General features: G+C 39.7%; 22 protein-coding genes and 1 riboswitch. Of the genes, 2 read left to right on the top strand and 20 right to left on the bottom strand.

Annotated features, from left to right (window positions below; translation table 11 throughout):
- Positions 1–26 precede the first annotated feature (26 nt).
- On the bottom strand, positions 27–1481 hold the full coding sequence (locus tag ACIQ2D_RS13640; protein ID WP_402864864.1) for an aldehyde dehydrogenase family protein: 1455 nt from the start codon (positions 1479–1481) through the stop codon (positions 27–29).
- 19 nt (positions 1482–1500) lie between these two features.
- Entirely contained in the window at positions 1501–2613 is a 1113-nt protein-coding gene (locus tag ACIQ2D_RS13635) for an NAD(P)-dependent alcohol dehydrogenase (protein WP_402864862.1), read from the bottom strand.
- A 218-nt stretch (positions 2614–2831) separates the two neighbouring features.
- Here ACIQ2D_RS13635 and ACIQ2D_RS13630 point away from each other — a divergent pair, with 218 nt between their 5' ends.
- Positions 2832–3431 carry a TetR/AcrR family transcriptional regulator gene (locus ACIQ2D_RS13630; protein WP_402864860.1) on the top strand — a complete coding sequence of 200 codons (600 nt, stop codon included), beginning with the start codon at positions 2832–2834 and terminating at the stop codon, positions 3429–3431.
- Positions 3432–3809: 378 nt separating this feature from the next.
- Here ACIQ2D_RS13630 and ACIQ2D_RS13625 read toward each other — a convergent pair whose 3' ends face one another.
- The 18 genes from ACIQ2D_RS13625 to ACIQ2D_RS13540 all read right to left on the bottom strand — a co-directional run bounded on the left by ACIQ2D_RS13625 (position 3810) and on the right by ACIQ2D_RS13540 (position 23135).
- A complete protein-coding gene (locus tag ACIQ2D_RS13625; protein WP_402864858.1) occupies positions 3810–6797 on the bottom strand; it encodes an S-layer homology domain-containing protein in 2988 nt (995 codons plus the stop codon).
- 214 nt (positions 6798–7011) lie between these two features.
- Positions 7012–8052, bottom strand: coding sequence for a ribonucleotide-diphosphate reductase subunit beta (locus ACIQ2D_RS13620; RefSeq protein ID WP_402864856.1), 1041 nt, complete (start codon positions 8050–8052; stop codon positions 7012–7014).
- 12 nt (positions 8053–8064) lie between these two features.
- Positions 8065–10278, bottom strand: coding sequence for a ribonucleoside-diphosphate reductase subunit alpha (locus ACIQ2D_RS13615; protein WP_402864854.1), 2214 nt, complete (start codon positions 10276–10278; stop codon positions 8065–8067).
- Between the two features lie 156 nt (positions 10279–10434).
- Positions 10435–10623, bottom strand: a riboswitch (cobalamin riboswitch).
- Between the two features lie 110 nt (positions 10624–10733).
- Positions 10734–11417 (bottom strand): hypothetical protein, encoded by a 684-nt coding sequence (locus ACIQ2D_RS13610; protein ID WP_402864852.1) that lies wholly within the window; start codon positions 11415–11417, stop codon positions 10734–10736.
- A complete protein-coding gene (locus ACIQ2D_RS13605) occupies positions 11414–11908 on the bottom strand; it encodes an ECF transporter S component (protein ID WP_402864850.1) in 495 nt (164 codons plus the stop codon). Before ACIQ2D_RS13605 ends, ACIQ2D_RS13610 begins: the two co-directional genes overlap by 4 nt.
- Positions 11909–11928: 20 nt before the next feature.
- Positions 11929–12321 carry a bifunctional adenosylcobinamide kinase/adenosylcobinamide-phosphate guanylyltransferase gene (locus ACIQ2D_RS13600; RefSeq protein ID WP_402864849.1) on the bottom strand — a complete coding sequence of 131 codons (393 nt, stop codon included), beginning with the start codon at positions 12319–12321 and terminating at the stop codon, positions 11929–11931.
- On the bottom strand, positions 12270–12869 hold the full coding sequence (locus ACIQ2D_RS13595) for a histidine phosphatase family protein (RefSeq protein ID WP_402864847.1): 600 nt from the start codon (positions 12867–12869) through the stop codon (positions 12270–12272). The genes ACIQ2D_RS13600 and ACIQ2D_RS13595 overlap by 52 nt, the downstream gene beginning before the upstream one ends.
- A complete protein-coding gene (gene cobS, locus ACIQ2D_RS13590) occupies positions 12842–13618 on the bottom strand; it encodes an adenosylcobinamide-GDP ribazoletransferase (RefSeq protein WP_402864845.1) in 777 nt (258 codons plus the stop codon). The genes ACIQ2D_RS13595 and cobS overlap by 28 nt, the downstream gene beginning before the upstream one ends.
- Positions 13599–13874, bottom strand: coding sequence for a hypothetical protein (locus ACIQ2D_RS13585; RefSeq protein ID WP_402864843.1), 276 nt, complete (start codon positions 13872–13874; stop codon positions 13599–13601). The genes cobS and ACIQ2D_RS13585 overlap by 20 nt, the downstream gene beginning before the upstream one ends.
- 228 nt (positions 13875–14102) lie before the next feature.
- Entirely contained in the window at positions 14103–14678 is a 576-nt protein-coding gene (locus ACIQ2D_RS13580) for a bifunctional adenosylcobinamide kinase/adenosylcobinamide-phosphate guanylyltransferase (RefSeq protein ID WP_402864841.1), read from the bottom strand.
- A gap of 14 nt (positions 14679–14692) precedes the next feature.
- Positions 14693–15301 carry a histidine phosphatase family protein gene (locus ACIQ2D_RS13575; protein WP_402864839.1) on the bottom strand — a complete coding sequence of 203 codons (609 nt, stop codon included), beginning with the start codon at positions 15299–15301 and terminating at the stop codon, positions 14693–14695.
- Between the two features lie 5 nt (positions 15302–15306).
- Positions 15307–16395, bottom strand: coding sequence for a pyridoxal phosphate-dependent aminotransferase (locus tag ACIQ2D_RS13570; RefSeq protein WP_402864837.1), 1089 nt, complete (start codon positions 16393–16395; stop codon positions 15307–15309).
- Positions 16382–17338, bottom strand: coding sequence for an adenosylcobinamide-phosphate synthase CbiB (cbiB, locus tag ACIQ2D_RS13565; RefSeq protein WP_402864836.1), 957 nt, complete (start codon positions 17336–17338; stop codon positions 16382–16384). Before cbiB ends, ACIQ2D_RS13570 begins: the two co-directional genes overlap by 14 nt.
- A complete protein-coding gene (locus tag ACIQ2D_RS13560) occupies positions 17335–18018 on the bottom strand; it encodes an adenosylcobinamide amidohydrolase (protein ID WP_402864834.1) in 684 nt (227 codons plus the stop codon). Before ACIQ2D_RS13560 ends, cbiB begins: the two co-directional genes overlap by 4 nt.
- A 313-nt stretch (positions 18019–18331) precedes the next feature.
- Positions 18332–18517 (bottom strand): hypothetical protein, encoded by a 186-nt coding sequence (locus ACIQ2D_RS13555; RefSeq protein WP_402864832.1) that lies wholly within the window; start codon positions 18515–18517, stop codon positions 18332–18334.
- A 97-nt stretch (positions 18518–18614) separates the two neighbouring features.
- The gene (locus ACIQ2D_RS13550; RefSeq protein ID WP_402864830.1) at positions 18615–19973 is read right to left on the bottom strand and encodes an aspartate kinase; all 1359 of its coding nucleotides are present in this window, start codon (positions 19971–19973) and stop codon (positions 18615–18617) included.
- Between the two features lie 303 nt (positions 19974–20276).
- A complete protein-coding gene (locus ACIQ2D_RS13545) occupies positions 20277–21011 on the bottom strand; it encodes a nuclease-related domain-containing protein (protein WP_402864828.1) in 735 nt (244 codons plus the stop codon).
- Positions 21012–21059: 48 nt separating this feature from the next.
- Positions 21060–23135, bottom strand: a complete 2076-nt coding sequence (locus tag ACIQ2D_RS13540) for a DNA topoisomerase (RefSeq protein ID WP_402864826.1) — start codon at positions 23133–23135, stop codon at positions 21060–21062.
- Between the two features lie 163 nt (positions 23136–23298).
- Here ACIQ2D_RS13540 and ACIQ2D_RS13535 point away from each other — a divergent pair, with 163 nt between their 5' ends.
- Complete coding sequence (locus ACIQ2D_RS13535; RefSeq protein WP_402864825.1) at positions 23299–23694, top strand: glucosamine 6-phosphate synthetase; 396 nt, start codon at positions 23299–23301, stop codon at positions 23692–23694.
- Positions 23695–23833: the final 139 nt, after the last annotated feature.

The following is a 23833-nucleotide window of genomic DNA, read 5'->3' as shown; positions in this document are numbered from 1 at the left end:
ATGATCGCTTTTTCAGCTGGTCAATCTTAAAATGGGAATTCACGGTCTATTGTTTGTACAGATACCCACTTTGTTTCTGTAAATTCTTCTACTACCCATGGGTTACCGAAGCGACCCATACCTGAGTTTTTCACCCCACCGAATGGTGAGCTTTCAATGGCATTTACTGTTTGGTCGTTGACGTGTGTCATGCCGAATTCAAGACCTGCAGCTAGCTCTTCACCTTTTGCTAAGTCAGATGTGAAGATAGCAGAGCTTAAGCCAAATTTCGTATTGTTCGCTGCTTCAATTGCCTCTTCATCAGAAAATACTTTAATAATAGAAGCGATTGGCGAGAATAATTCTGTCTGCGCTAGCGTACTATCAGGTGATACGTTACCAAAGATTGTTGGCGTTAAAATGTTGCCCACGCGTTCGCCTTCTAATAATACTTCAATGCCATCTTTTTTCGCTTCTTCAATAAAGCCAAGTGCTTTTTCAAGTTGCGTATGGTTTATTAGGGGGCCAATCACTACAGACTTATCTCTTGGGTCACCGATTGGTAATTTTTTTGCATGTGCTATGAATTTTCCAACGAATTCATCGTAAAGTGAATCATGAACGATAATCCGGTTTATCATCATACATATTTGACCTTGATGTAGGAATTTACCAAAGATTGCTGCTTTTACAGCTTGATCAACATCCGCGTCCTTTAATACGACAAATGGCGCGTTACCACCAAGCTCTAATGCTACGCGTTTTAATAAACCGCCAGCTACTTTTCCGATATGGTAACCGACAGGTGTTGAACCGGTAAAGCTAATTAATCTTACAGATGGATGTTCAATCATTAAATCGCCAATCTCATAAGGCATAGTTAAAATAACGTTGAATACACCTGCAGGAATACCCGCTTCATCGAACGCTTTAGCGATGATTGTCCCACCTGTTAACGCTGTTTGAATATCACCTTTATGCACAACGCTGTTACCTAACATAAGCGCTGGTACGATTGTACGCATTGATAAAAAAAGCGGGAAGTTAAATGGTGAAATTGATGAAATAACACCTAGTGGTTTGCGGTAAGCTTTGTTGATTTTACCTGGTAACACTTCAGGTAACTCGCGGCCACCCAATGAATCAACATAGTTGAACGCTTCTTGAATACAGGCAATTGTTAGGCCGACTTCCACTTTCCCTTTAATGTATGTTGAACCAGATTCCTGTGCTAGTATTCGAACGATTTCTTCTTCGTTGTCTGTGAAGAAGACAAGTACTTTCTCAAGCACTTTTCGACGTTTTGCTGCATCATTTGCCCATGCCACATATGATTTATTTGCTACTTCATATGCGTGTTGCACCTGCTCTTTTGAAGCAATTGGGAATGTTGATAGCGCTGAGTCATCGTATGGGTTTGTTAATGTAGATTGTTTGTCACTCTTACCGCTAATCCATTCGCCGTTAATATAGTTTTTTGTTAAATCTTTAAAATCGAACATGCCCTTTGCTCCTCACTAATTACGCTTTATATTCTTTATCTAAAATTAAAATTGGTTTAATTGTAGAACCATTTTTAGAATCTTTAAATGCTTGTTCCACCTGTTCTAAGTCGTAGAATTTAACTAGTTTTTCCATTGGGAATTGACCGTTTTTAAAGAACTTAACTAGTTTTGGAATGAATAATTGTGGCACAGCATCGCCTTCGATAACACCTTGTAATGTAATAGCGTTTAACAATAATTCGTTTGTTACATTGAATGTTAAGTCGCGTTTACCAACTGCAACAGTTGCGCAAACACCTTTTACGCGTAAGCAACGAATCGCAGCAAGCGTTACTTCTGGTACACCTGTCGTTTCTAATGAGTAATGTGCACCTTTGCCATCTGTAATTTCTTTAATTTTTTCAGTTGGGTTTTCTTTTGTGCTGTTGATAATATGTGTTGCACCTAATTCTTTTGCAAGTTCAAGACGGCTATCATGAATATCCACGGCAATAATTGGATCGCAACCTGCAATTTTAGCAGCCATTAAACCACTTAAACCTACAGCGCCTGTACCGAAAACAACAAGGCTTGTACCTGGTGCTGGAGCAAGGGAGTTTAGTACAGTACCACTACCAGTCATTAAACCGCAACCAAATGGGCCCAAGTAACGTAAATCTGCATCTTTATCAACTTTGACAACGTTCTTCTCATCGACAGTTGCATACGTACCAAATGATGATTGACCGAAGAATTGCGATACGTCTTGGTGGTCATGTGTGTGAATTGGTGTTAGATTATGCTTATTACGACCAGAGAAGTTTAATGGTATCATGTTTTCACATCCGCCTGCATTACCATCCAAACAGTTATCACAGTGACCGCAATAAGCGAATCCTAGTACAACATGGTCTCCTTCTTGAACGGTTGAAACGTTTGAACCAACTTTTACAACAATTCCTGAACCTTCATGTCCTAATACCGCTGGGCGAGGTACAGGTAGCGTACCATCTAACACAGTTGCATCTGTGTGACATACACCAGAAGCGACGATTTTCACAAGCACTTCATCTGCTTTCGGATCGTCTAATAATAATGTTTGTTTTTCGAAGTCTTTTTCAGGTGTTGTTACCATAGCTTGAATTTCCATATATTTTTACCTCACTTTATTTATGTTGTGTGTTACTCTCATGCTAAGCATCAAAAGTCACAAAAAAGTCATTAGTTGCTGACTCATGTTGATTGTATAGCTGTAAAATCCCTATTTCAATCACCAAAAAATCTATTTTGTACAGGTTTTCAACACAAAAGCATTTTTTGTATTCCTATTCAACATTTTTTTTTATATGTCTAAAAAGGAGAGAGCAAATGATAAAAAAAGAAGATCGCCGTGTTGAGCGCACGAAAGAAACATTACGCCAAACCTTTAAAAAGCTCGTTAAAGAAAAAGGCTATTCGCAAGTAAAGGTGAAGGATATCGTCGAGGAAGCCAACTACAATCGCACGACATTTTACGTGCATTATGATGGCAAGGAGGAACTTGCGAAAGAATTAATACACCTTGAGATGATTGACTTTGAGTACGAATTTTGTAAACCGACGCGCGACAATCCACTGCTCGATTTAACACGTATGCAACCAGATGGTACAGATGTATTTCAATATATCGTTGACAATCGCGACTATTATGACTTAATTGTTATGGAAGACTGCATTCCGAATATTCGAGAAAATCTACTCTGCAAATTGCAATACATTTTCCAAGAGAGAATGTCATTTGTCAGTGACAAGTATGTTGAAATTAATGACGATTATTTTATTCAATATCGCTCGTATGGCATTTATGGTTTTATTCTCGAATGGATTCGTAACAACTATGATGCTTCCCCTTCCGAGATGGCTCGTCGTATTATTAATTTATTACATATTCAATCCTCTCTGATGATGCAGTTAAAAGGAGAAGATTAATCACTGTACTACAACAACAATTAGCAACCTACATTATATGGAGGTTGCTAATTTTAATGGCAGCAATGGAACAGTAATGGTTGGTGATAAATAACCAAATCATAGTAGGTTGGATTATTAACACTGAAGAAAATTATTACACGTCGATTGTTTATCCATTTACTTCCTATTAAATTACATAAAAAAAGAGAGTTCCTCATGTACAGTAGTAGTCATCATAACAACTGTTTACGAAATAAGGAATCTCTCTTGTCCAAGAATATCACGTTTTACTTTACTTCATAACTTTCTTCCGGAAACCAAGCTTCAAGCAATTATAGCGGAAGCTTTACGAATGAAAGACTGGATAATTTTTGTTAAACACCAAATGTTGCATATTTATTCTTCCACGACGGTTAATTGTTCATTTGGTAAGTTAATTTTATATTTTTCATTCGATATAGCTGTAATGATGTTACCAAACTGAATTCCGTTAGCTCCAATTTCAATACGTATTTGATTACCCATTAGATTTTCTGCAACTGTTCCTTCAATGACATTCTCATTTATTGTAAAATTTAAGACTTCGCCAACTTCCAAAGTAACACCCTCAGAAGCGGTTAGTACTAAACCATTTGGTGTAAGTGTTGTTGCTGTAATCGTAATTTCCGGAATGATTGTCACTTGCGCTGTGATTGCTGGGATCAATTCAGTAAGTTCAAATGTCTCCGGATTTAGATAAGCTATCGCTTCATGTAAAGTGACGGTCACTTGATATCCATTGATTTCAAGTTGATCTTCTGTCAGTGGATAGTCTTGCTCTCTAATAAGATTTTTAATCTCTTCAAATATTCTGGAGTGATTTGTGATTTCATGATGAGGTACTGTAATTTGTTTACCTGCTAATAAGCTTCGCACAGCTGTTACTTCTTTTAAACCATTAAGTGGATCGATATTCATAAGTTTTTTTAATTTTTCTGCCATGTTGTCAATGACTGCTTGAGATAAAGTTGTATTTGCTAGTAAGATTTTCATATCAGTAATAGATGCTAACAAGTACTTTGCATTACGGTTTGCAGTTGATGAGTTACCTGACTTGGCATTCGTTAGCATTTTTTCTGCATCTGCAATTGTAGTAGCAAATGCGTCTTTGACATATCTAGGTAGCCACTGGTTCGCTTGTGAAATATCCTGGCCATTGTCGGAAATGACTATATCTCCACGCTGAATGGCATCTTCAAACTCCGCCAACTTAATCTGCGCCATTGTAATATAGTTTTCAAGACTCTCTGTTGAGAGCTCCATTGTGCCTTTTTGTTTGGCCGCATCATAGTCACGCTTTGCTACTATTAGTTTGTTGTAGGCTGTCAAAGCTTCTGTATTAGTCACATTTACTTTAGTAGCAATTCTTTCTGCTTCTTCTAATACTTCACTAAAATTAACTCTCACTTCTGCTGTCGTCCATTGACGAGACATCGTAATATCTGAGCCGTCTGCTGAAACTTCTACTAATCCCGATTTTGCCTCTTTAATTGCCTGCTGTAGACGCATTAAATCCGTGTTAGTAACGACCGTATCTGTGCCAACTCCAGAGCTACTACCACCACCCGAACCGCTATCTTCCGAATTATTTGATGGTGGTGTATTATATGGTACTTGTGTATTAGCAGATGTTATAAAATTCGTAATTTGTCCAGGTTGAGCGCCTATCATACTGCGCAATTGTTCTAGAGGAGTGGTAGCTCTAACATTAGTAATCCTCACTGCCGGCTGTAGTCTAATATTAGCTTGAGGAGTACCTACGAGTAGATTGTTTATATTTAAAGAACCTCCAATATTGATATTTGATATTGGTAGGTTACCAACCGGTCGAATCTGTTGTTGTGCCTGTTCTTGTTGCTGCCCTATAAATTCCATCATTTTTCTTAAATCGTCTAGCATTTGCTGATTCTGTTGTATTCGAATAGGGTTCTGCAGTAACTCTTGCTGGTCCATTAACATTCTCTGTTGTTGATTAAGTATCTGAAGGGATAGCCTTTGTAGGTCTTCAGGAGATCGAACTATCATATTACCAATCGTTGCTGTTCCCGATACTTCAGAACTTTGCCCTGGATACAAATCTACTACACCTACACTAGGTGCATTTATAATAATCTGGCTAGTAGGAAAAATAACTGCCTGTGGTATTTGTCTATCCGAGTTGATAGTTGCTGGACCAGCAGCCACTATGCCACCTAGCATACCACTTTGAACGCTCAGAGTTAGCCCTCCTGTTACAAAAAAATTGGTTGCTACATTTGTAAGCGAAGCTGTAACGATAGGGGCTCTCTCCTGGATAATCAACTCACCTTTTACCTCTACCTGATTGATTGCAACATTTGTTTTTGCTCGATCTGTCAATACAACATTTTCAGTAACGATCATATTTTTCAGTTCGATAAAATCTGCATTGACTGTGATATTGCCAGCAAATGTTGTGTTGCCACCATTCAATATAACATTTGCCCCTTGTTGTCCAGATGTATTCAATTCAATAAATAACAAATCCGCAATTTCCCCATCTACGAGGATAACATCTATTTGTGCACCTTCTAATGCCGCAGCATTTCCTTCATTCAGCATCGCTTGAACATTATCACCAATCGTCCATTCCTGATCCTCGGCTTTCACTTTGTTCTTTTCGATGTCTTTAATTGTAATACTCGCTTCTACTATTTTTGCGCTTGGATTCTCCTGCTCATGTTGTTGGGGTTGTACTGCTTGCACTGCCTTTTCCGCTCTAATGATAAATGACGCAAGTTGTCCCCTTGTTACAAAAGCCTCTCCACCAAACGTCGTAGCTGTTGTACCCGTTGTAATACCGTATTCAAACAAAGCACTAATTGCCTCTTTATAATCACTTTGTAGATCTGTAAATGGTAATTCAACAGATCCAGACCCTTGTAAACCAAGGGCACGCGTAATTATTTTTGCCATATGATTTCGTTTAATAGATTCGTTCGGACGGAAAGTGCCGTCACCATACCCATCTATAATGCCTGCTTGTTTAAGTGCTGCAATCGCCCCTGCATATTCATTTTGTGGCGATACATCACGGAAGCCAACATTTGCGCCATTTCCTGTAGCTAATCCTAAAATTCCTGCAATCATTTTTGCAGCTTGTCCACGTGTCACTTGCTTTTCTGGTGCATAAGTGCAGTCCTTGTAGCCCTGGATAATGCCACGGCTTGCTAATTCCATAATTGCTGCATAATGACTATTGCTTTCCGACACGTCCACAAATTTAGGCGTTGCTGCCTCTACTGCCATGTCCATTCCTACAGGTACAACACAAGTTGAAGCTACTGCCGCCGCTACTGTAGAAATAAATAACTTATTTTTTACCATATTTCTCGCCTCCGCAGATATATTTACTGGTTTTTCATCCACATAATATACTGCGAAGGTTAAAATTAGGTTAAATTTTCAAATAATAATTAATTTTTTTATCATGACAGTCATTTGAAACCGAAGGAAGCTGCTAAAACAATAAAAAGTAGAAAGTTATGTCTGCTATTTAGCTGACATAGCTTTATACTTTTCTAACTAACATCTAAAACTATTACAAATCATCAAAGCCGTTATCTTCCACATTGACCTTCACATATTGGCGTGAACGTTGCTCGAAGAAGTCTGTTTTGCCAAGATCAACGTCCTCATATGCTTTCACCCATTTCAATGGATTTTTACGGTAGCCATCAAATGGACGCTCATAGCCTAATTGATTGCAACGGACGTTTGCATAGAAATGCACGTAATCATGAACATCCTCAACATCTAAACCGTCAATCTTATCACCGATGACCTCATTTGCCCAATCAACTTCTAGCTGCACTGCTTCACGGAAAATTTCTTGTACACGCGCTTCTCGCTCTGGCGTATCATACTCTGGATACTCCGCCAAAAGCTCACGGTAAATTTTCACGAATAAATCGACATGTAGCTGTTCATCACGATTAATATAGTTAATCATCGTCGACGAAGCAACCATCTTTTGATTGCGTGCTAAATGGTAGAAGAACGCGAAGCCTGAGTAGAAAAATAGCCCTTCTAAAATAACGTCATAGACAATCGCCTCAAGCATATTTTCAACTGTCGCTTCCTCTGAAAACGCATGATAGCCTTTAAAGACAAATTCATTGCGACGCTCTAGTACTGGCTCTGTACGCCAAAAGTCAAACGTGCGATCCTGTACATCTTTATTCACAATACTTGATAGCACATACGAATAGGAGTGATTATGAATCACTTCTTGCTGCGCTAAAATGATCATCAATGCATTCAAACTTGAATCTGTTAAATAGTCTGCTACTTTGCCCGCAAAATCAGTTTGCACACTATCTAAAAGAGCAAGTAGGCCAATAATTTTCAAGAAAGAGTCCTGCTCATCAACTGATAACTCCGCAAATTGCTTGATATCATTACTCATATTAATTTCAAACGGTGTCCAAAAGTTTCCGAGCATTTTTTTATATTTTGGGTACGCCCAGTTAAAGCGTACGTCATCCCAGTTTAAAATGTTAGAAGAGCGCCCGTTGACAATCGCTGTTGAACGGTTTGGCGCCTCTTTATCCATAATTTGTCGTTTTGTAATTGTTGTCATTTGTTATTCCTCCTAGCTAGCACAAGACTCACATTCGATTAGTTCCACTGACGTTGAGCGTACATAATACGTCGTTTTCACACCACTTGCCCAAGCATTTAAATGCAGTGCAAGTAAATCTTTTGCCTTAATCGTATTTTGTACATATAAATTCAATGAAATGCCTTGGTCAATATGGCGAGCGCGTGCAGCATTTTGCTTGATCGTCCAGTTTTGGTCAATGAAGTACGCCGATTTATAGAACCAAATTGTTTCCGGCGATAAATCTGGTACCGTTACTGGAATTTTGTAATCCTTTTTCTCCTCGGAATAGCTCTTTTGGAAAATTGGATCAATCGTTGCCGTACTACCTGCTAAAATTGATGTCGATGAATTTGGTGCAATGGCCATCACGTAGCCATTTCTCATGCCGTTTGCTGCCACTTCAGCTCGTAATCTAGTCCATTTTTCACTGTCATAGCCACGCTTGTCAAAGTACTCACCCGTTTGCCAATCCGAACCCTCGAATAGTGGATACGAACCCTTTTCTTTAGCTAAGGCATTGGAAGCTTGAATCGTTAAATAGGCAATTTCTTCGTACAACTTGTCTGCATAGTCAACCGCCTCGTCCGACTCCCATTGAATCGATTTTAACGCCAATATATGATGCCAACCAAACGTACCAAGCCCAATTCCACGATAACGTGCATTCGTACGTTCTGCTTGCTTGACTGGAATTGTATTGAGCGCAATAACATTATCCAACATACGTACTTGTATCGGGATAAGTCGTGCTAACACATCCGCAGGTACAGCCTTCCCTAAGTTAACTGATGATAGGTTGCATACAACAAAGTCCCCTGGCTTACGACGTGTCACAATAACATCATCTTCAAGTGTGATCGACTCAAATTCAGTTGGACTCATATTTTGAAAAATCTCTGTGCACAAATTCGAGCTGTAAATCATCCCCTCATGCTTATTCGGATTCATGCGATTTACTTCATCGCGGTAAAACATAAACGGCACGCCTGTTTCTAGCTGCGAGCGCATAATACGCTTCATAATATCGATGGCCTGTACAACTTCACGACTTAGTAACGGATTCGCGATACATGTATTGTATTTCTCACGGAAAGAACCGTCACCTTTCTTCTCATCATAGAAATCCTCAAGTGAAAAGCCCATAATTTCACGCACTTCATGCGGATCAAATAAATGCCAATCCTCGCGTGCCTCTACAGCTTCCATGAACAAGTCTGGCAAACACAGCCCCGTGAAAATATCATGAGCACGTAAACGTTCGTCCCCATTATTTAGACGCAAATCTAAAAACGTAAAGATATCCTTATGCCAAATATCTAGATACACAGCAATTGCCCCTTGGCGCTGACCCAGCTGATCGACTGATACAGCAGTATTATTTAACTGCTTGATCCATGGTAGAACACCACTCGACGCACCTTTAAAGCCTTTAATCGATGAACCACGGCTTCGGATTTTACCCATATACACGCCAATGCCCCCACCGTTTTTCGATAAAGTCGCCACATCTGTATTCGTATCATAAATACTTTGCAGGCTATCATCGACTGTATCGATAAAGCAGCTAGATAATTGCCCGTGCGTTTTCCCCGCATTTGATAAAGTTGGTGTAGCAACCGTCATAAATAAATTACTCATCGCCCAGTAAGATTCACGTACCTTCTCTAAGCGATTTTCTGTTTCATCTTGCATAAGCGTCATCGCAATTACCATCCAACGTTCTTGCGGTAATTCGACTGGTGTTTTTGTATAGTCACGTACAACATAGCGGTCCATCAATGTTTTTAAACCGATATACGTAAACAGTTCATCTCGGCTTGGCTCTAGATATGATGCCAGCTCCGTTAATTCTTTCATGCTATATTTTGTCGTTAGATTTTCATGGTAAAGACCCGCTTCTGTGTAACGCACTAGCTGATCAGGGAATGATTTGTAAACCTCTTCCACATCGATACCACGTTGTTTCGCAAATTGGTCGTATAATTTTTCTAAATACACCTGTGCTGCGACAAATGTCCAGTACGGTTCTTCTTCGTCAATTAGGCTAAGCGTTTGTAAAATCATCGCATCTGCCCACGCTTCAAACGTAGCGTCCTCATTTTTTCGTAGCCAACGATCCGATAACCTTACAAAACTTTCAAGTTCATCCTCCGTGTACTTTTTCTTTAACTTAGCGATTTGCTGTTCGATTTGAATCGTCATATACTCTCTCCCTTTCTTTCAGCCACACAAAAAAGCGACCACACAACCTGTATCGGTTGCGTGGTCGCATAAAAATCGGAAATGGAAATGAAGGACATGTACACAAAGAAGTGGACAAATCTCTCGCCTCCACTTCTCAATCCCCGAAGAATGTGTTGCTGTCTTGAACGTAACGGCAGGTCTCCTGGCTCGTGCCTTTAGCCAAATGATCGCCTTCCCGTTTTTCACAGTGGCTTTTTGATCATTTGTCAGCACTCACAGTTGCGGGGACAGCTTCGGCTTTAGATGACTCTATTTCCGAATTCCCTATTAAACCATAATGGTACCGCTTGTCCAAAATACTATATATTGTGTTTTAACTCCTAAACAAATCTAACATATTGTGTTTAATGTTTCAAGAGGTGTTTTGCACTTTGTAGTTTACAAGCCACTACTTTTGCTCGAAGCAAGCCCAATTAACCTGTAGTTATACACAATTTCTCAAAATTTCTTGTGAAAATATTTTGGGCTAGTTTCTCTTTTTCGGGATGCAACCCGAGTAAAATGACAGTACATGGGCCTGCAGTTTTTGCAACATCTAGTGAGCATTCTACTTTTTTACCACCAAATAATCGTGAAAACTCAACTTGAAGTCCCTTTGAACCAACCGGCCAAACTTGCTGTACAATTTCTTTATGCCAGGCATCAAAAATAGGTTGTAACAGCGCAACATTTTCAGGCTGCTCTAGCACCTCATTACCAACAAGTGGCAGTCCGTATGTGTACCAAATTAGCTCACTATGCTCATATGCGGCACGCTTTTGTATCTCACCAATCATCGTGATAGATAAGCCTGATTGTAATGTTGGCATATTTGACTCAGAGGAACCATCTACGGGTGGACGAACTAGACCTATTTCATCAAATACCTGCTCAATTCCTGCTACATAGTGATTCCATGCTTCATCCCCTGAAAAATTAGCAAGTAAAATATGTGTAGGAATAGCATTAGCAGCGAGCTGCTCTAAAAATGTTACCCGTGCCGTTAAATATGCCGATAATTTGTCAGGTGCAGCCACAATATCTTGCGGTTTTTCACCAATGGCCGCGGCATTATCTGTTGTTGCGATCAAGCCGCCAATTCTTACTGCATTTCTCAATGTACTCGCCCTTCTTTTCGTACAAAAACTTTCGAAATGACTGGCATCGCTACAGCGACAATCACTAAGTTAATGAGTGTTGCCATGAACAGACCAGGTAATGCTCCCCAGAAAAATGCCGGACTAATGATGAAATAAAAAGGCAGTGGTGCAATGATACCATTTAAAACAAGTGCCACTGGCCATTTCCAAAATTTCAAACCTTTTTTATGCATAATACCAAATATCCACACTACTACAAACATTTCAGCTGCAATAATAAGATGCAATGGCCCAAGTGGGAATCCGGATGTTAGTGCCGTAATAAAATGCCCAATCATCCCTGCTACGCCAGCTAAAGTGGGTGATAAGAACGCTACACTCAAAAACGCAGGTGCAGAGTCTAGAGCCGCCGATGATACAGGCGACGGCACTTTAATAACAGCGCCAATAGCACAAATGGCTGCTACCATGGCTGTTAGCGTCAAGTTCATTATTTTTTGTCGATTCATTTCCATTTCCTCTTTTCTTTTTATTTTATCGTCTCGCCAATGCCATACCAAATACGAACAACTTGCTCCGCTTCCGCAAATAACGCCTGGTACAAACGACCACACGTATCACGGAGCAACCTCGCTTGTTTTTCCAATGGCACAACGCCGCGTCCCATATCCGTCACAATTATATACAGTACACATTTTTCTTCAAGAGCCTTTAGTCGTGTCAAAATTTGTTCGACAAGGACCTCATCTTCTTCTAAATTTTGTGTTATAAGCCATTTTTCTAAATTTTTTATTACTAACGCTTCGCAAGTTGGTTCGTTTTTAGGTAAAAAACCATCTGAGATCAAAACATCTTGCCCACTAAGCTCCTTCAGTACATAGTCGGTTTTCCCGTTATAGGCACCACCGATAAAGACATGCATCTCGCCCCCTCCTTCCAAGCCCTTTGTGAAAAGGTAAACGTGAACAGTACGTGATGTGGCACATCGTATGACCAGAATGGCTTTTCCTCTGGCGCGAATCGGACTAATAATGCTCGAATTACACCACCATGCACAACAAGTACATAGTCTTGATCCTCTTTTGGCAACGCTAGAAACCCTTCAACAACGCGAGCACTAAACTCATCAAAACCCTCACCATTTGGTGGGAAATTTAGGGCCGGATTATCTAACCATGCACAATACCGTTTGTCTGACTTTAATTCATCATATGTTTTGCCTTCAAATTCGCCAAAATTAGATTCCCGAAAACGAGCATCATGAATGTACATGGCATTCGGAAAATAACGAGCAGCTGTTTGCTGACAGCGCAATAAATCACTACCATATACCTTAGACACATTTTGGTCCACTATAGGGAGTACGGATGGATCCGCTAAAGGTGAATCCGTCCAGCCAAGATAACGTTTTTGAAGATTTTCTTTCGTCGGCGCATGTCGCATTATACGCACAGTAACAACGTCACCCATAACACGACCTCCATTCCTTCAATTAAAGCACCGAGTAAATCACCAGATACACCGCCAAAATTACGTAGTGTAAACTGACGGAACACAAAAAGTGCTACGGCTAAAACAACCAGCAAAACTAGAGGTGCTAATATACCACCCGTTACATAAACTACGCCACTAATCGCAATAGTAAATGTTACAGCCATCAGAGCTACAAGTACACCTGGTTTTATATGCGTTCTAAAAAAGTACGCAAGCCCCTTCTCCTTAGAACACTTCATTGAAATAAAGTAAAAAATCATACCCACTCTTGTGAAGAGTGGAATAAATAGCAATGACCATAACGCAAGCTTATCTTGAACAAATAATTCATGGAGGACCACAAATTTTCCGAGTACTAAAAATAACACTGACATAACACCGAATGCCCCAACACGTGGGTCATCTAAAATCTCAAGCCGCTTCTCTCGGTCACGATACGAAAAATACGCATCCCCCATATCGATAAAACCATCCAAATGGAGACCTCCCGTAAAGAACGCAAATAATCCTACAACTACAAAAGCTAGAAGCACTTCGCTACTTGCCGTCCACTCCGTTAATCCGTAAATACTTGCAGCCACAAGACTTCCCATAATGGCACCAACCCACGGTAAAAAGGCAAACATACCGGTAATCGTTGTTTTCGTCAGCGGAATTTCTTTATGTACAGGCAAGACTGTAAAAAACTGAAATGCGAGTAACACGCTATGCCATATATTTTTCAACGCTTTGCCCTCTTTCTTTTTTTGTAACCATCTTTATTTTTGATAAACTTATATAGATAAAATCGTCGAATGTTGAGCGAATCGACACTAACCTTGAGCGACCTACTCCCCATGTTGAGCGACTTGGCACTAAACATGAGCGATCTTCCTCACATGTTGAGCGATTCGGCACTAACCTTGAGCGACCTACTCCCCATGTTGAGCGACTTGGCACTAAACATGAGCGATCTTCCTCACATGTTGAGCGACTTGGCACTAACCTTGAGCGACCTACTCCTCATGTTGAGCGACTCGGCACTAACCTTGAGCGACCTACTCCCCATGTTGAGCGACTCGGTGCTAACCTTGAGCGAACTTCTCCCCATGTTGAGCGACTTGGCACTAACCTTGAGCGAACTTCTCCCCATGTTGAGCGACTCGGCACCAAACTTGAGCGACCTACTCTCCATATTGAGCGACTCGAAATCGCCTTGAAGCAACCTACTTATTTCCATTTCTTTACGATACCATAATTCATTTCATATGCATCATTTGCTACAAAAACGAACCATTGATGTAATTTCCCGAGCATTTGGCGATACAATTCGACCTCTTCACTCGTGTAAGGTGGCTCATCGAATAATTCATTGGACACGACAAAAAGCGTCACCTTTTTTCCCAGTAACGTCACAATCGATTCTTGCATTAAGCTTAATTTCTCCTCTAAGCAGCCGGGCTTTTCTACACATGGTGTCCCTGTATCGAAACCTTCATAAAATGCATTCGTTAGCCACGTTGTAACACAGTCCCATAGGACAACATCGCCTGCAACTAACTGACTAAAAGCAATACTAACATCATAAGGTGCCTCGATTGTGTTCCATGTTACCCCCTGTGCTAGACGATCCTCTCTATGCCGTATAATACGTTTTTCCATTTCTTTGTCTGTCGCCACGCCAGAAGCAACATAAACGAGCCGTTTTTCTCGTAACGGCTCGTTTTGATATTGAGCTACTGCAGCCTGTTCGGCAAAATGAGATTTGCCGCTGCGTACCCCACCTGTTATAAAAATAAGTGGCATGTTCTAACGCCTCCTTATTGTAAATGTAATGTACTGCCGATTTCTTTTACTTTCCATTGATCGTTTACTACATCCACAATTGTAACACTTGTGTCCTCAATCGTTGGTGGTGCCCATAATTGTTTAATACTTCTACCTAAAATAGCATTCACGATACATTTAATCGTTACACCATGAGACACAAGTAGAATTTTACCATCAGGATATTGATTGGCGATATTCTTTAATACATACATCGCGCGCTCCGTTACTGCACCAAAGCTTTCTGTATGAGTGGCTATAAATTGTGCTGGATAATCTGTATACACTTCATACTCGTAACGATCATGCTTAAGTATTTCCTCAATTGTCTTACCTTGCCAATTACCTAAATTAATTTCACGCAAATCATCTTCATAATGAATTGGCAAATTATTATCGTGAACTAAATAAGATAAAGTTTCCTTTGCACGCTCACTTGAACTACAGAATGCCGCTGCAAACTGCACATTCTTTAATTGTTCACCTAATTTTTTGGCATTCAGGATACCATCAGATGATAGTGGTGAATCAAGCCATCCCTGCAACCGATGTTCTTTATTCCAAACAGTTTCCCCATGTCTAACAAGATAGAACATTGTCATTTATCTCACCCTTGCTTATTTGTATTAAACCATTCCTCTAAACAGCTATGTAAACGGGACATAGCTGTAATGTCCTTCATCCCCACTCGGAACCATCTTCCGTCAAGCCCTTTAAAATTCTTCGTATGCCGTAAGACAATACCTTTCGCCAAACAATACGTAAAAAAATCATCTGGATCATTTGACTGCGGTAACGAAAAGCATACGTAGTTTGTTACACTGTTCGTAACTTGACAACCATGCTTTATTAAAAATTCATGTAACCAATGTCGTTGTGTAGTTGCATGCGCTATAGCATTGGTGCAATAATCTTTTTCATCTAAACAGCCTGCACCTATTACTAGTGCAAAGGCATTTAAATTCCAATGTGGTAGCATGTCCTTAAGTGTTGCCACAATTTCCGGACATGCCACTAAATAACCAAGGCGTAATCCAGGTATTGCGTACATTTTTGTCATTGAACGTACGACGATGACATGACGATTTTCCACGACGCTATCGATTAACGAAAAATCTTCGCTCACCCAATCTATAAACGCTTCATCAAAGATAAGATCACACTGAACCTTCGCCCCATGTGCAATTAATTCCGTCAATTCACTCATTTTAGGTAAAACACCAGTCGGATTATTTGGTGTACAAATGATTAATGCATCTGCCTCCACCATTTCCGCGAATAAACGGTCCATCGGCAAAGCATATTGTAAAACATCCTCAACAATAACTGATACAACGTCCGCATTTGCCGCCTTTAACGTCCGTTCGTATTCAGCAAACGTTGGATGAATGACAATTACTCGTTTATTTTCATATCTTCTTGCCAGTACGCTAAACAATTCTGATGCGCCATTTCCAAGTAACACTGAATCTTTAGATACCCCATGAAAAGATGCTACTTTCGATAAAAATGGTTCCCCATCCGGGTCAGGATAGCGCTGTATTAATGGATAAAATGTACGCCAACGTGCCTCAACAAATGGAGGGGGTCCCGCACAATTTACGTTTTCACTAAAATCATAAACATCTGTTGGCATAGCCAGCCCAAGCTGACCATACACATTTTGCGGATTTGCTCCGTGATTAGGCAATTGCAAGAATAAGCACCTCCACTGCTAACATCACGAGCGTAAAGAGTAAGGTCGCCACACGCATATGAATGACAGCTGTTGCAATATGCTCCTTCGTTAATGGGACCAATTTCTCTCCCATTGTCGCTCGAAAAGATTCAATACCTTGATATGAATTTTTGCCGCCCAGCTGTACACCTAATTGTACAGCTGTTGCTGCTTCTAAATAGCCGCTATTTGGACTTGGATGCTTTTTCGCGTCCCGCAACCAAATTTTCAAACGCTGGCCAAGTGACACCTTTGTTTCATTTTTCGTACCGAGTACCATTAGTAGCCCTGTTATACGGCTTGGTACAAAGTTCAACACATCATCTAGCTTTGCCGCAAACATGCCAAAGTCCTTATACGTTTCATTTTTATAGCCAATCATTGAGTCTAGTGTATTAACTGCCTTATAGCCCCATAAACCGACTGCGCCAAATAAAAATGCATAAAATAATGGCGCTGTTACTCCATCGCTCGTATTTTCTGATACTGTTTCCACGACACCACGCACAATTTCATCCTCGTCAAGTTTTTCTGTATCACGTCCGACAATCCATGATAGCTTAACACGTGCCTCTGAGAGATCACCTTTTACTAGTGGTTCGTACACAGCCATCGCTGCCTCTTTCAAACTACGTTGTGCCAAACCTATACCGATTAATAGTCCTTCCACAATAATGCCAAACATAAAGCTAACATTATAGCTAACAAGTAAAATTGCTGTCACAACAAACATTGTCGTACCCACAACTGCAAGTGCCATAATCATGCCTCGCGTTTTAAGCATTTTGCCTTTATTCCATAACTCAGTTTGTGATTGTATCAGTTTTCCTACCCATCGTACCGGATGTGGCAATTTTGGTGGATCCCCTACAACTAAATCAAATACTAGCCCGATGATACAGGCGATCATCAGTGCAATCATAGTGGATTCTCCTCTTTATCTTTTTTATATTTTTGAATTGCTTCTCGCATCGTTTCATAAACACCATGACCAATAACTTTGCCAAGCATCGTAATCGGCCCCGCATATTGGTGATAATCACCCTCTTCAGTCGACGCAATCAGTAAACTATCTGTTGATGTTCCAGTTGCTAGTGTACCCGTAGTCGGATCTACTATCTCTTCATCGAATAGTGCCTTGACCTTCGCTTCAGTTGTCGAAATCATTGCCTGAAACAATGCCTCGTCCGATAACTGTCCATTGATCAGTACCCAAGTATTGATGGTACCTGCATGATACTGCTCCTGCCGATGAAAAGCTCGTGTAATATCAACAGCATTTCCAAGCCCTGCTGTAATCATTACAACAATGCGAATACCTTCATAGTCAAACTCCCGAACTGTTGCGTAGCTCGCAAAGACCGCTGTCATCATCGCGACTGTTTCTGAAGCTTTAAAACCTTCTTCTTCTAAAAATCGCTTTAGCTCTTCATGCGGATGCCGCTCATCATATTTATAGGACACTGATCGATTAATAAAATTAGCATAATACCCAAAGCCTGGGTTATGCATTGCCGATGATACTACTTTTAATGGCTTTTCCATCTGTAAGGCTACATATTGGTCAGTAATTTTGACATGTTCCTTTTGAAGCACAACCATTATTTCGCCCTCCTAAAACAAAAAAACAAATTCCTGCCTAACAGAATTTGCCTCGTTCATATAATTATGTAAATACATGGTTTACTTGAACTAGTGAATTCTTTTTCAAGCAATATAAGAATAAAACTATTATTTAAATATTCATTTATTCGAAATTGTAACATAACAATAGCGTAAAAAACAATGTTATTTAGATAAAAATCCCTACTTTTATACTAATAACATAACATAAATTAGGGATATTTTCACTACCCGAACCTTTCCGCACTATATAAATAGGAGATATCTTTTCTATTAAGACACCTCCTTATTCCTATTGTTGCTTCGATTTTAAGTTTTTAAAACGAACAACTGATCCCGCAATGATAAATGCCCAGCCTATGCCGATATAAACAAACTTCATCGTTTTTGTAGATGCTGGCAGTATATCCATAATCGTTAAACAGACAAATAATATACCGATTACCGATAGACCCATGCCAAATGCTAATTTATTCACTTTTGTTCCCCCTAACTCTCTGCCATCGATTCTACCTTATTCTAGCGAAAAAGAAAACACTAATCCAACCCAAGATGGCTGAATTAGTGTCATTTGTCTATGCATTTACAGGTGCAAAAAACTCTCCATAAAGAGCTTGTAAAATTTGGTTTTCAAATTCTTGTAATACGCCAAATACTAAGCTAACTTCTGATGATCCTTGGTTAATCATTTCAATATTTGCACCTGTTCTTGAAATAGCAGTTGCTGCACGTGCTGCTAGACCTGTATTATTACGCATACCTTCTCCAACAATCACGATCATTGAGAAGCCATGACGCATCTGTACATCATCAGCATGTAATTCATTTTTCACTCGAGACACAATACGTTCTTCAATTTCTGGTGTTAGCTGATTTGAACGCATAATCACTGATATATCATCTAGTCCTGATGGTGTGTGTTCATATGAAATATTTTCATCTTCTAAAATATGCAATAGCTTACGTCCAAAGCCAACTTCACGGTTCATCAAATATTTTGAAACATATAAAGTTGAAAAGCCACTATCAGCAGAAATCCCTGTCACTGGACGACCCGATGTTAGTCGAGTTGGCACGATACGCGTACCTGGAGCAGAAGGATTATTTGTGTTTTTAATATTAACCGGCACCCCAATCTTATAAACAGGCATTAATGCTTCATCATGGAAAACAGAAAAACCTGCATAGGATAATTCGCGCATTTCGCGATATGTGATTTCTTTAATTTCCACCGGATCATTAACAACTTTTGGATTTGCTGAGAATACGCAATCTACATCTGTAAAGTTTTCATAAAGCTCAGCTTCAACAGCTGCCGCTAAAATGGAGCCTGTAATATCCGAGCCCCCACGGTCAAATGTGCGTAATACGCCTGCCTTTGTATAGCCAAAGAAACCTGGGAACACAATGATTTCTTCTGTATGTTTAAGAGAAGCTAGGTTTTCATATGCTTCTGGTAGTGCAAATGTACGCTCTGGTAAGTCATTTACGACTAAGCCTTCTTTTGGACTTACGTACCGCGCTGGCATACCAATGGAGCTAAAGTAAGCCGCGATTAACTTTGCGTTATTGTCCTCACCAGACGCTTTTATGCTATCTACGAATAATTCTCTATTTGCTTTGTCCCCTTGCACGCGTTCGCGTAAATCGTTTGCGATCACATCACAAATTGTATTATCTAAATTTAAATCATCAGTAATCGACTTATATCGATTCACAACTGTTTGTACCTTTGAATCTGTATCCTCATTATTGAGAGCTGCCTCAGCTAAATCAATGAGTAAATCTGTTACTTTTATATCGGCACTTGAGCGTTTCCCAGGTGCTGATACGGCTACGATTTTACGTGCCGGATTTGCTTTTACAATACCCGCCACTTTTTGAATTTGTTCAGCACTTGCTACTGATGTTCCACCAAATTTACATACGATCATATTCATCAAATCCTAACTTTTTAAAATAAGTGTGTTTCCCGAAAAAACAATTGATTGTACACAGTGTACAAATTATCATTCTCCACGTCAATACAATTTCAAAAATTCGCGCAATTTAATTTTGAATAATGGTAAATATTCGCACCATTTTGTTTATTATACGGATTTCATGTGAAATAGTTAAGGTTTTTATTATATTTTTTCATTCATCTCACATAATCGGGAGAATCTTTGCTTGAAACAGCTTTCTAATAAGAGAATTTTTAGGCTGCAAGAGAAAAGCAAGCCAACTTCACTTGCTTTCTACCCCAAAATGCTTTGTAGTAACTTTTCAATCGCTTTTTGCTCACGTTTTGAAATCTCTTGCCCTTCTGTTTCTTCTATATAAATAAGTAAACGCTTACTTTCATTAGTATACGCTGAAAAAATCGGGGTGTTTGTGCTATTTACAACATTCACTTTCGCCGATTCATTTGTAAAATACACCGCTCCTTGCACCCATATGTCCATTTGATGGTGTCTCAAAAATTCATGTAATCGATACGCATGTGTTGTCACCTGTTTAACTGGATTGTAAAAGGTTGTCTCACCAGTACGATGCTTTATTTGTCGTAGCCTCTGATCACCTGCATCACCTTCAATAACGCCAGCGTAATTTTTCACCTCTACTACAAATACACCACTTGGTCCAACGACAATCGTATCTAATTGACTTTCCTTACGCCCACTTACTACAAGCACATCTGGAAATACTGAGTATGTATTTGGTAGCTCTTCGAGTAATCGAAGGGCCTTGTCTTCACCTGCGAGACCAGCTGTCACCTTGCCAAGCTGATTTTTCAATGTCGATTGACGACACATGTATAAAGCAACAAGTGCCGCAGCAATTATTGTCCATATCACTTTTTCCCAATGCCACTGAATGAAAACAACGACTAGAACACCTAAGACAGATATAAGTCGATGTAAAAATCTTCTCCTTGTTAATTTTTTTATTTCTTTTTCTAGTTGTCGTTCATGCTGATATATTTTTGCCATCTTCCTAGTCTCAAAAAAAAGATTGATTGGCGATGCAATCAACCTTTTTTAGCTCTTTCCATTTTGATTTGTATTGGCAAAAACAAATGCCAGTTTTCCATCTTCTAATTTAAGTTTTGCCTTACCCTTTTTTCCGCTTTTCCACGTAAAGCGTATTTCACGAGTTTCTTTTCCGAGCAATAGCTTTTTCGCATCAGTTGGTGTAATTTTGCCCTTCATAATGACCTTGGCGATGAAAAATTTACACCCTTTATTCGAACAGCTATAGCCTTTAAATCCTTCAACAACATCACCACTACATTCAAGACAGCGCCCTACCTTGACGATTTCTTTCTCCGCAACCGCCATCTCTAACGCCTTCAGACTCGCTGTCGTTTCATCAATATAAGCAAGCATTTCTTGATAAAATGCCGATGAAGATAGCGTACCATCGACTATGTCCTTGAGCTTTTTACTCCAGACAGCGGTTAGTACTGGCGATACAACATCATGCCCTTGCAAACTAGCAATAACATCAATGCCAAATTGCGTCGCTACAAAGGATTTTTTCTCACGCGCAATCATCCCAATGGTAATGAGCTTCTCTAAAATTTCTGCTCGTGTTGCTGATGTCCCTATACCCTCTGCATCTTTTAAACTAGCTTGCAAAGCTTTGTCCTCGACAAAACGCCCCGCATGAAACATTGCATCGAGTAACGAACTATCCGTATAACGAGCAGGTGGCTCTGTCATTTTCGAAAGTATTTCCTTTCCGAGCAGTGGTATCTCCTGCCCCTTTGTAAGTAGTGGTAACGGCAGTTCTTCTCTTTTACGATGTGTCTCGTACAATACCGTAAAGCCTTTATCCACAACCATATTGCCACTAGCTTTTAAGCACTCACCATTTGACGATAAAAACATCACCGTTTTATCCAGCACATACGGCGGCATAAAAATAGCAAGCAATCTTTTAGCGATTAAATGATAAACCTTTTGCTCAAGTGGATTTAGTTTTTCTAGCTTTGGCACTGTATCCGTGACCGTAATCGCATGGTGATCGGTCAATTTTTTGTCATCTACATAGCGTTTCGAATGCATAACTTTTTGAATATGTCCTGAGTTCTCACGTAATCCTGTTACCACATTTGTATACTCCGGTAATGCACCAAGTGCTTGCAAATGTTTGTCAATGCCCACTGCAAAATTCGTCGGCAAGTGCTTTGACTCTGTACGTGGATAGGTTATGAGTTTTTTCTCGTATAAGCTTTGCGCAATTTTTAACGTATTGGCCGACGTTATTCCATAGAACTTATTCGCCTCTTTTTGTAATTCTAGTAAAGAGTGTAACGACGGTGCAAAAATAGTCTTACGCTCGGTGTTTAAATCATCCACACTTGCAATAGGACCAAGCTTCTGCCAAATAGCCTCAGCCTGTGACTTTGTCTCCACTCGGTTTACCCTCCGCGTGCTATCTACCCATAGTGCCGAAAAACCTTCAAAATGTGCCGCAATTTGAAAATAAGGCTGTGGCACAAAGTTTCGAATTTCTAGTTCTCGCTGCACAACAATCGCTAATGTCGGTGTCATGACACGCCCCACCTTTACTGTACGCCCACCTTTCACCGTTGCAGCCCTCGTCAAATTAAGCCCAATCAACCAGTCAAAAACCGTACGATACATTGCAGCATTGCGCAAATTACGAATAAGTGGATCTCTTTCATCGAGCAAATTACCTAACGCTTGACGAATACCAGCATCTGTCGTTTGTGACGTCCAAAAACGCTTCACTGGAAGTTGGCAACCTACTTTTTTATAGAACGAATAAAAAATGTTTTCCCCTTCCATCCCCGCATCACAAGCATTAATGACAAAATCATAGTGATTATTTTTTAATTTCCCTGCAATATCCTCATATACTTTGTACGCCGTTTTTTTCACACGAAACTCAAAACGCTGTGGCACCATCGGCAGTAACGCCAAATCCCACTTCTTCCATTCAGCTTTATATTCATGTGGTTCTTTTAGCTCGACGACATGTCCAACAAATGACGCAAAATCAATCGTAAAGGGTAGGCTCATTTTTTTCGCTACTCTCTCTATATCACGCATTAAAGACGGCTTCTCAGCTATTAATAATGCTCGCAAATTCCTTCCCCCTTCTAAGAACAAACGTTTCCCTTATTATAACGCAAACATCCCGCCCATTCCATGTCCAACAAAATAGAAGATTTAACTAGAAAATATTATATTAAGCTAGCGAAAATATGTACTATGATGATAAAATACAACTATAAAGGGAGATGATTACATGGGGAAATTAAGTAAACGTAATATACTTTGGATTGTGCCAATTGGCATTATAGGTATTTTTTGGTACTTTTACGGGCCACAAAAAGATATTACCGAAAATGAATATATTACATATGTTAAAAACTATTCAGTAGAAGATAGTAGTCAATCAATAGAAAAAGCATTTGCTTCGTCATGTGAAAATCCGTATTGGGTGTACTTCGAAACACAAAAGGGTCAAGATGTTGTGGAGTTTGAAGGAGAATGCCCGATCAACAATAAAAATGAAAAGATTAATGTTCAATTTTTAGTTGATCGTGATATGACGAACGTTAGACATGGTGCAATGCTCGTAGATAGTGTCTTGCAAGAGGAAGCTGATCGCGATGAGTTTATCGTGGCACTGACAAAATAAAAAGAACATCATCTCACTAGGTAAGGCACTGCCTGTCTTTTTTAAGACAATAAGAAAACACCTTATTGTACAGCCAGTTTACGGTATTTTACCGGAGACTGGCTGTTTAATTTTGTTTGAATACGGATATTGTTATAAT

This window comes from Lysinibacillus sp. NPDC097287 (assembly GCF_044761695.1).
Taxonomy (GTDB): Bacteria; Bacillota; Bacilli; order Bacillales_A; family Planococcaceae; genus Lysinibacillus.
The sequence above is the reverse complement of the archived record's forward strand: the minus strand, read 5'-3'. Positions and strand labels throughout refer to the sequence as shown.

What these genes read in the sequence shown, in the direction of transcription:
- ACIQ2D_RS13560 (WP_402864834.1), bottom strand. Translation starts at nt 18,018, where the DNA reads ATGGTTGTGCTTCAAAAGGAACATGTCAAAATTACTGACCAATATGTA.
- ACIQ2D_RS13605 (WP_402864850.1), bottom strand. Translation starts at nt 11,908, where the DNA reads ATGAATCGACAAAAAATAATGAACTTGACGCTAACAGCCATGGTAGCA.
- ACIQ2D_RS13625 (WP_402864858.1), bottom strand. Translation starts at nt 6,797, where the DNA reads ATGGTAAAAAATAAGTTATTTATTTCTACAGTAGCGGCGGCAGTAGCT.
- ACIQ2D_RS13545 (WP_402864828.1), bottom strand. Translation starts at nt 21,011, where the DNA reads ATGGCAAAAATATATCAGCATGAACGACAACTAGAAAAAGAAATAAAA.
- ACIQ2D_RS13620 (WP_402864856.1), bottom strand. Translation starts at nt 8,052, where the DNA reads ATGACAACAATTACAAAACGACAAATTATGGATAAAGAGGCGCCAAAC.
- ACIQ2D_RS13535 (WP_402864825.1), top strand. Translation starts at nt 23,299, where the DNA reads ATGGGGAAATTAAGTAAACGTAATATACTTTGGATTGTGCCAATTGGC.
- ACIQ2D_RS13600 (WP_402864849.1), bottom strand. Translation starts at nt 12,321, where the DNA reads ATGCATGTCTTTATCGGTGGTGCCTATAACGGGAAAACCGACTATGTA.
- ACIQ2D_RS13615 (WP_402864854.1), bottom strand. Translation starts at nt 10,278, where the DNA reads ATGACGATTCAAATCGAACAGCAAATCGCTAAGTTAAAGAAAAAGTAC.
- ACIQ2D_RS13635 (WP_402864862.1), bottom strand. Translation starts at nt 2,613, where the DNA reads ATGGAAATTCAAGCTATGGTAACAACACCTGAAAAAGACTTCGAAAAA.
- ACIQ2D_RS13575 (WP_402864839.1), bottom strand. Translation starts at nt 15,301, where the DNA reads ATGACAATGTTCTATCTTGTTAGACATGGGGAAACTGTTTGGAATAAA.
- ACIQ2D_RS13640 (WP_402864864.1), bottom strand. Translation starts at nt 1,481, where the DNA reads ATGTTCGATTTTAAAGATTTAACAAAAAACTATATTAACGGCGAATGG.
- cbiB (WP_402864836.1), bottom strand. Translation starts at nt 17,338, where the DNA reads ATGATTGCACTGATGATCGCCTGTATCATCGGGCTAGTATTTGATTTA.
- ACIQ2D_RS13595 (WP_402864847.1), bottom strand. Translation starts at nt 12,869, where the DNA reads ATGGGTGACGTTGTTACTGTGCGTATAATGCGACATGCGCCGACGAAA.
- ACIQ2D_RS13630 (WP_402864860.1), top strand. Translation starts at nt 2,832, where the DNA reads ATGATAAAAAAAGAAGATCGCCGTGTTGAGCGCACGAAAGAAACATTA.
- ACIQ2D_RS13550 (WP_402864830.1), bottom strand. Translation starts at nt 19,973, where the DNA reads ATGATCGTATGTAAATTTGGTGGAACATCAGTAGCAAGTGCTGAACAA.
- ACIQ2D_RS13580 (WP_402864841.1), bottom strand. Translation starts at nt 14,678, where the DNA reads ATGCCACTTATTTTTATAACAGGTGGGGTACGCAGCGGCAAATCTCAT.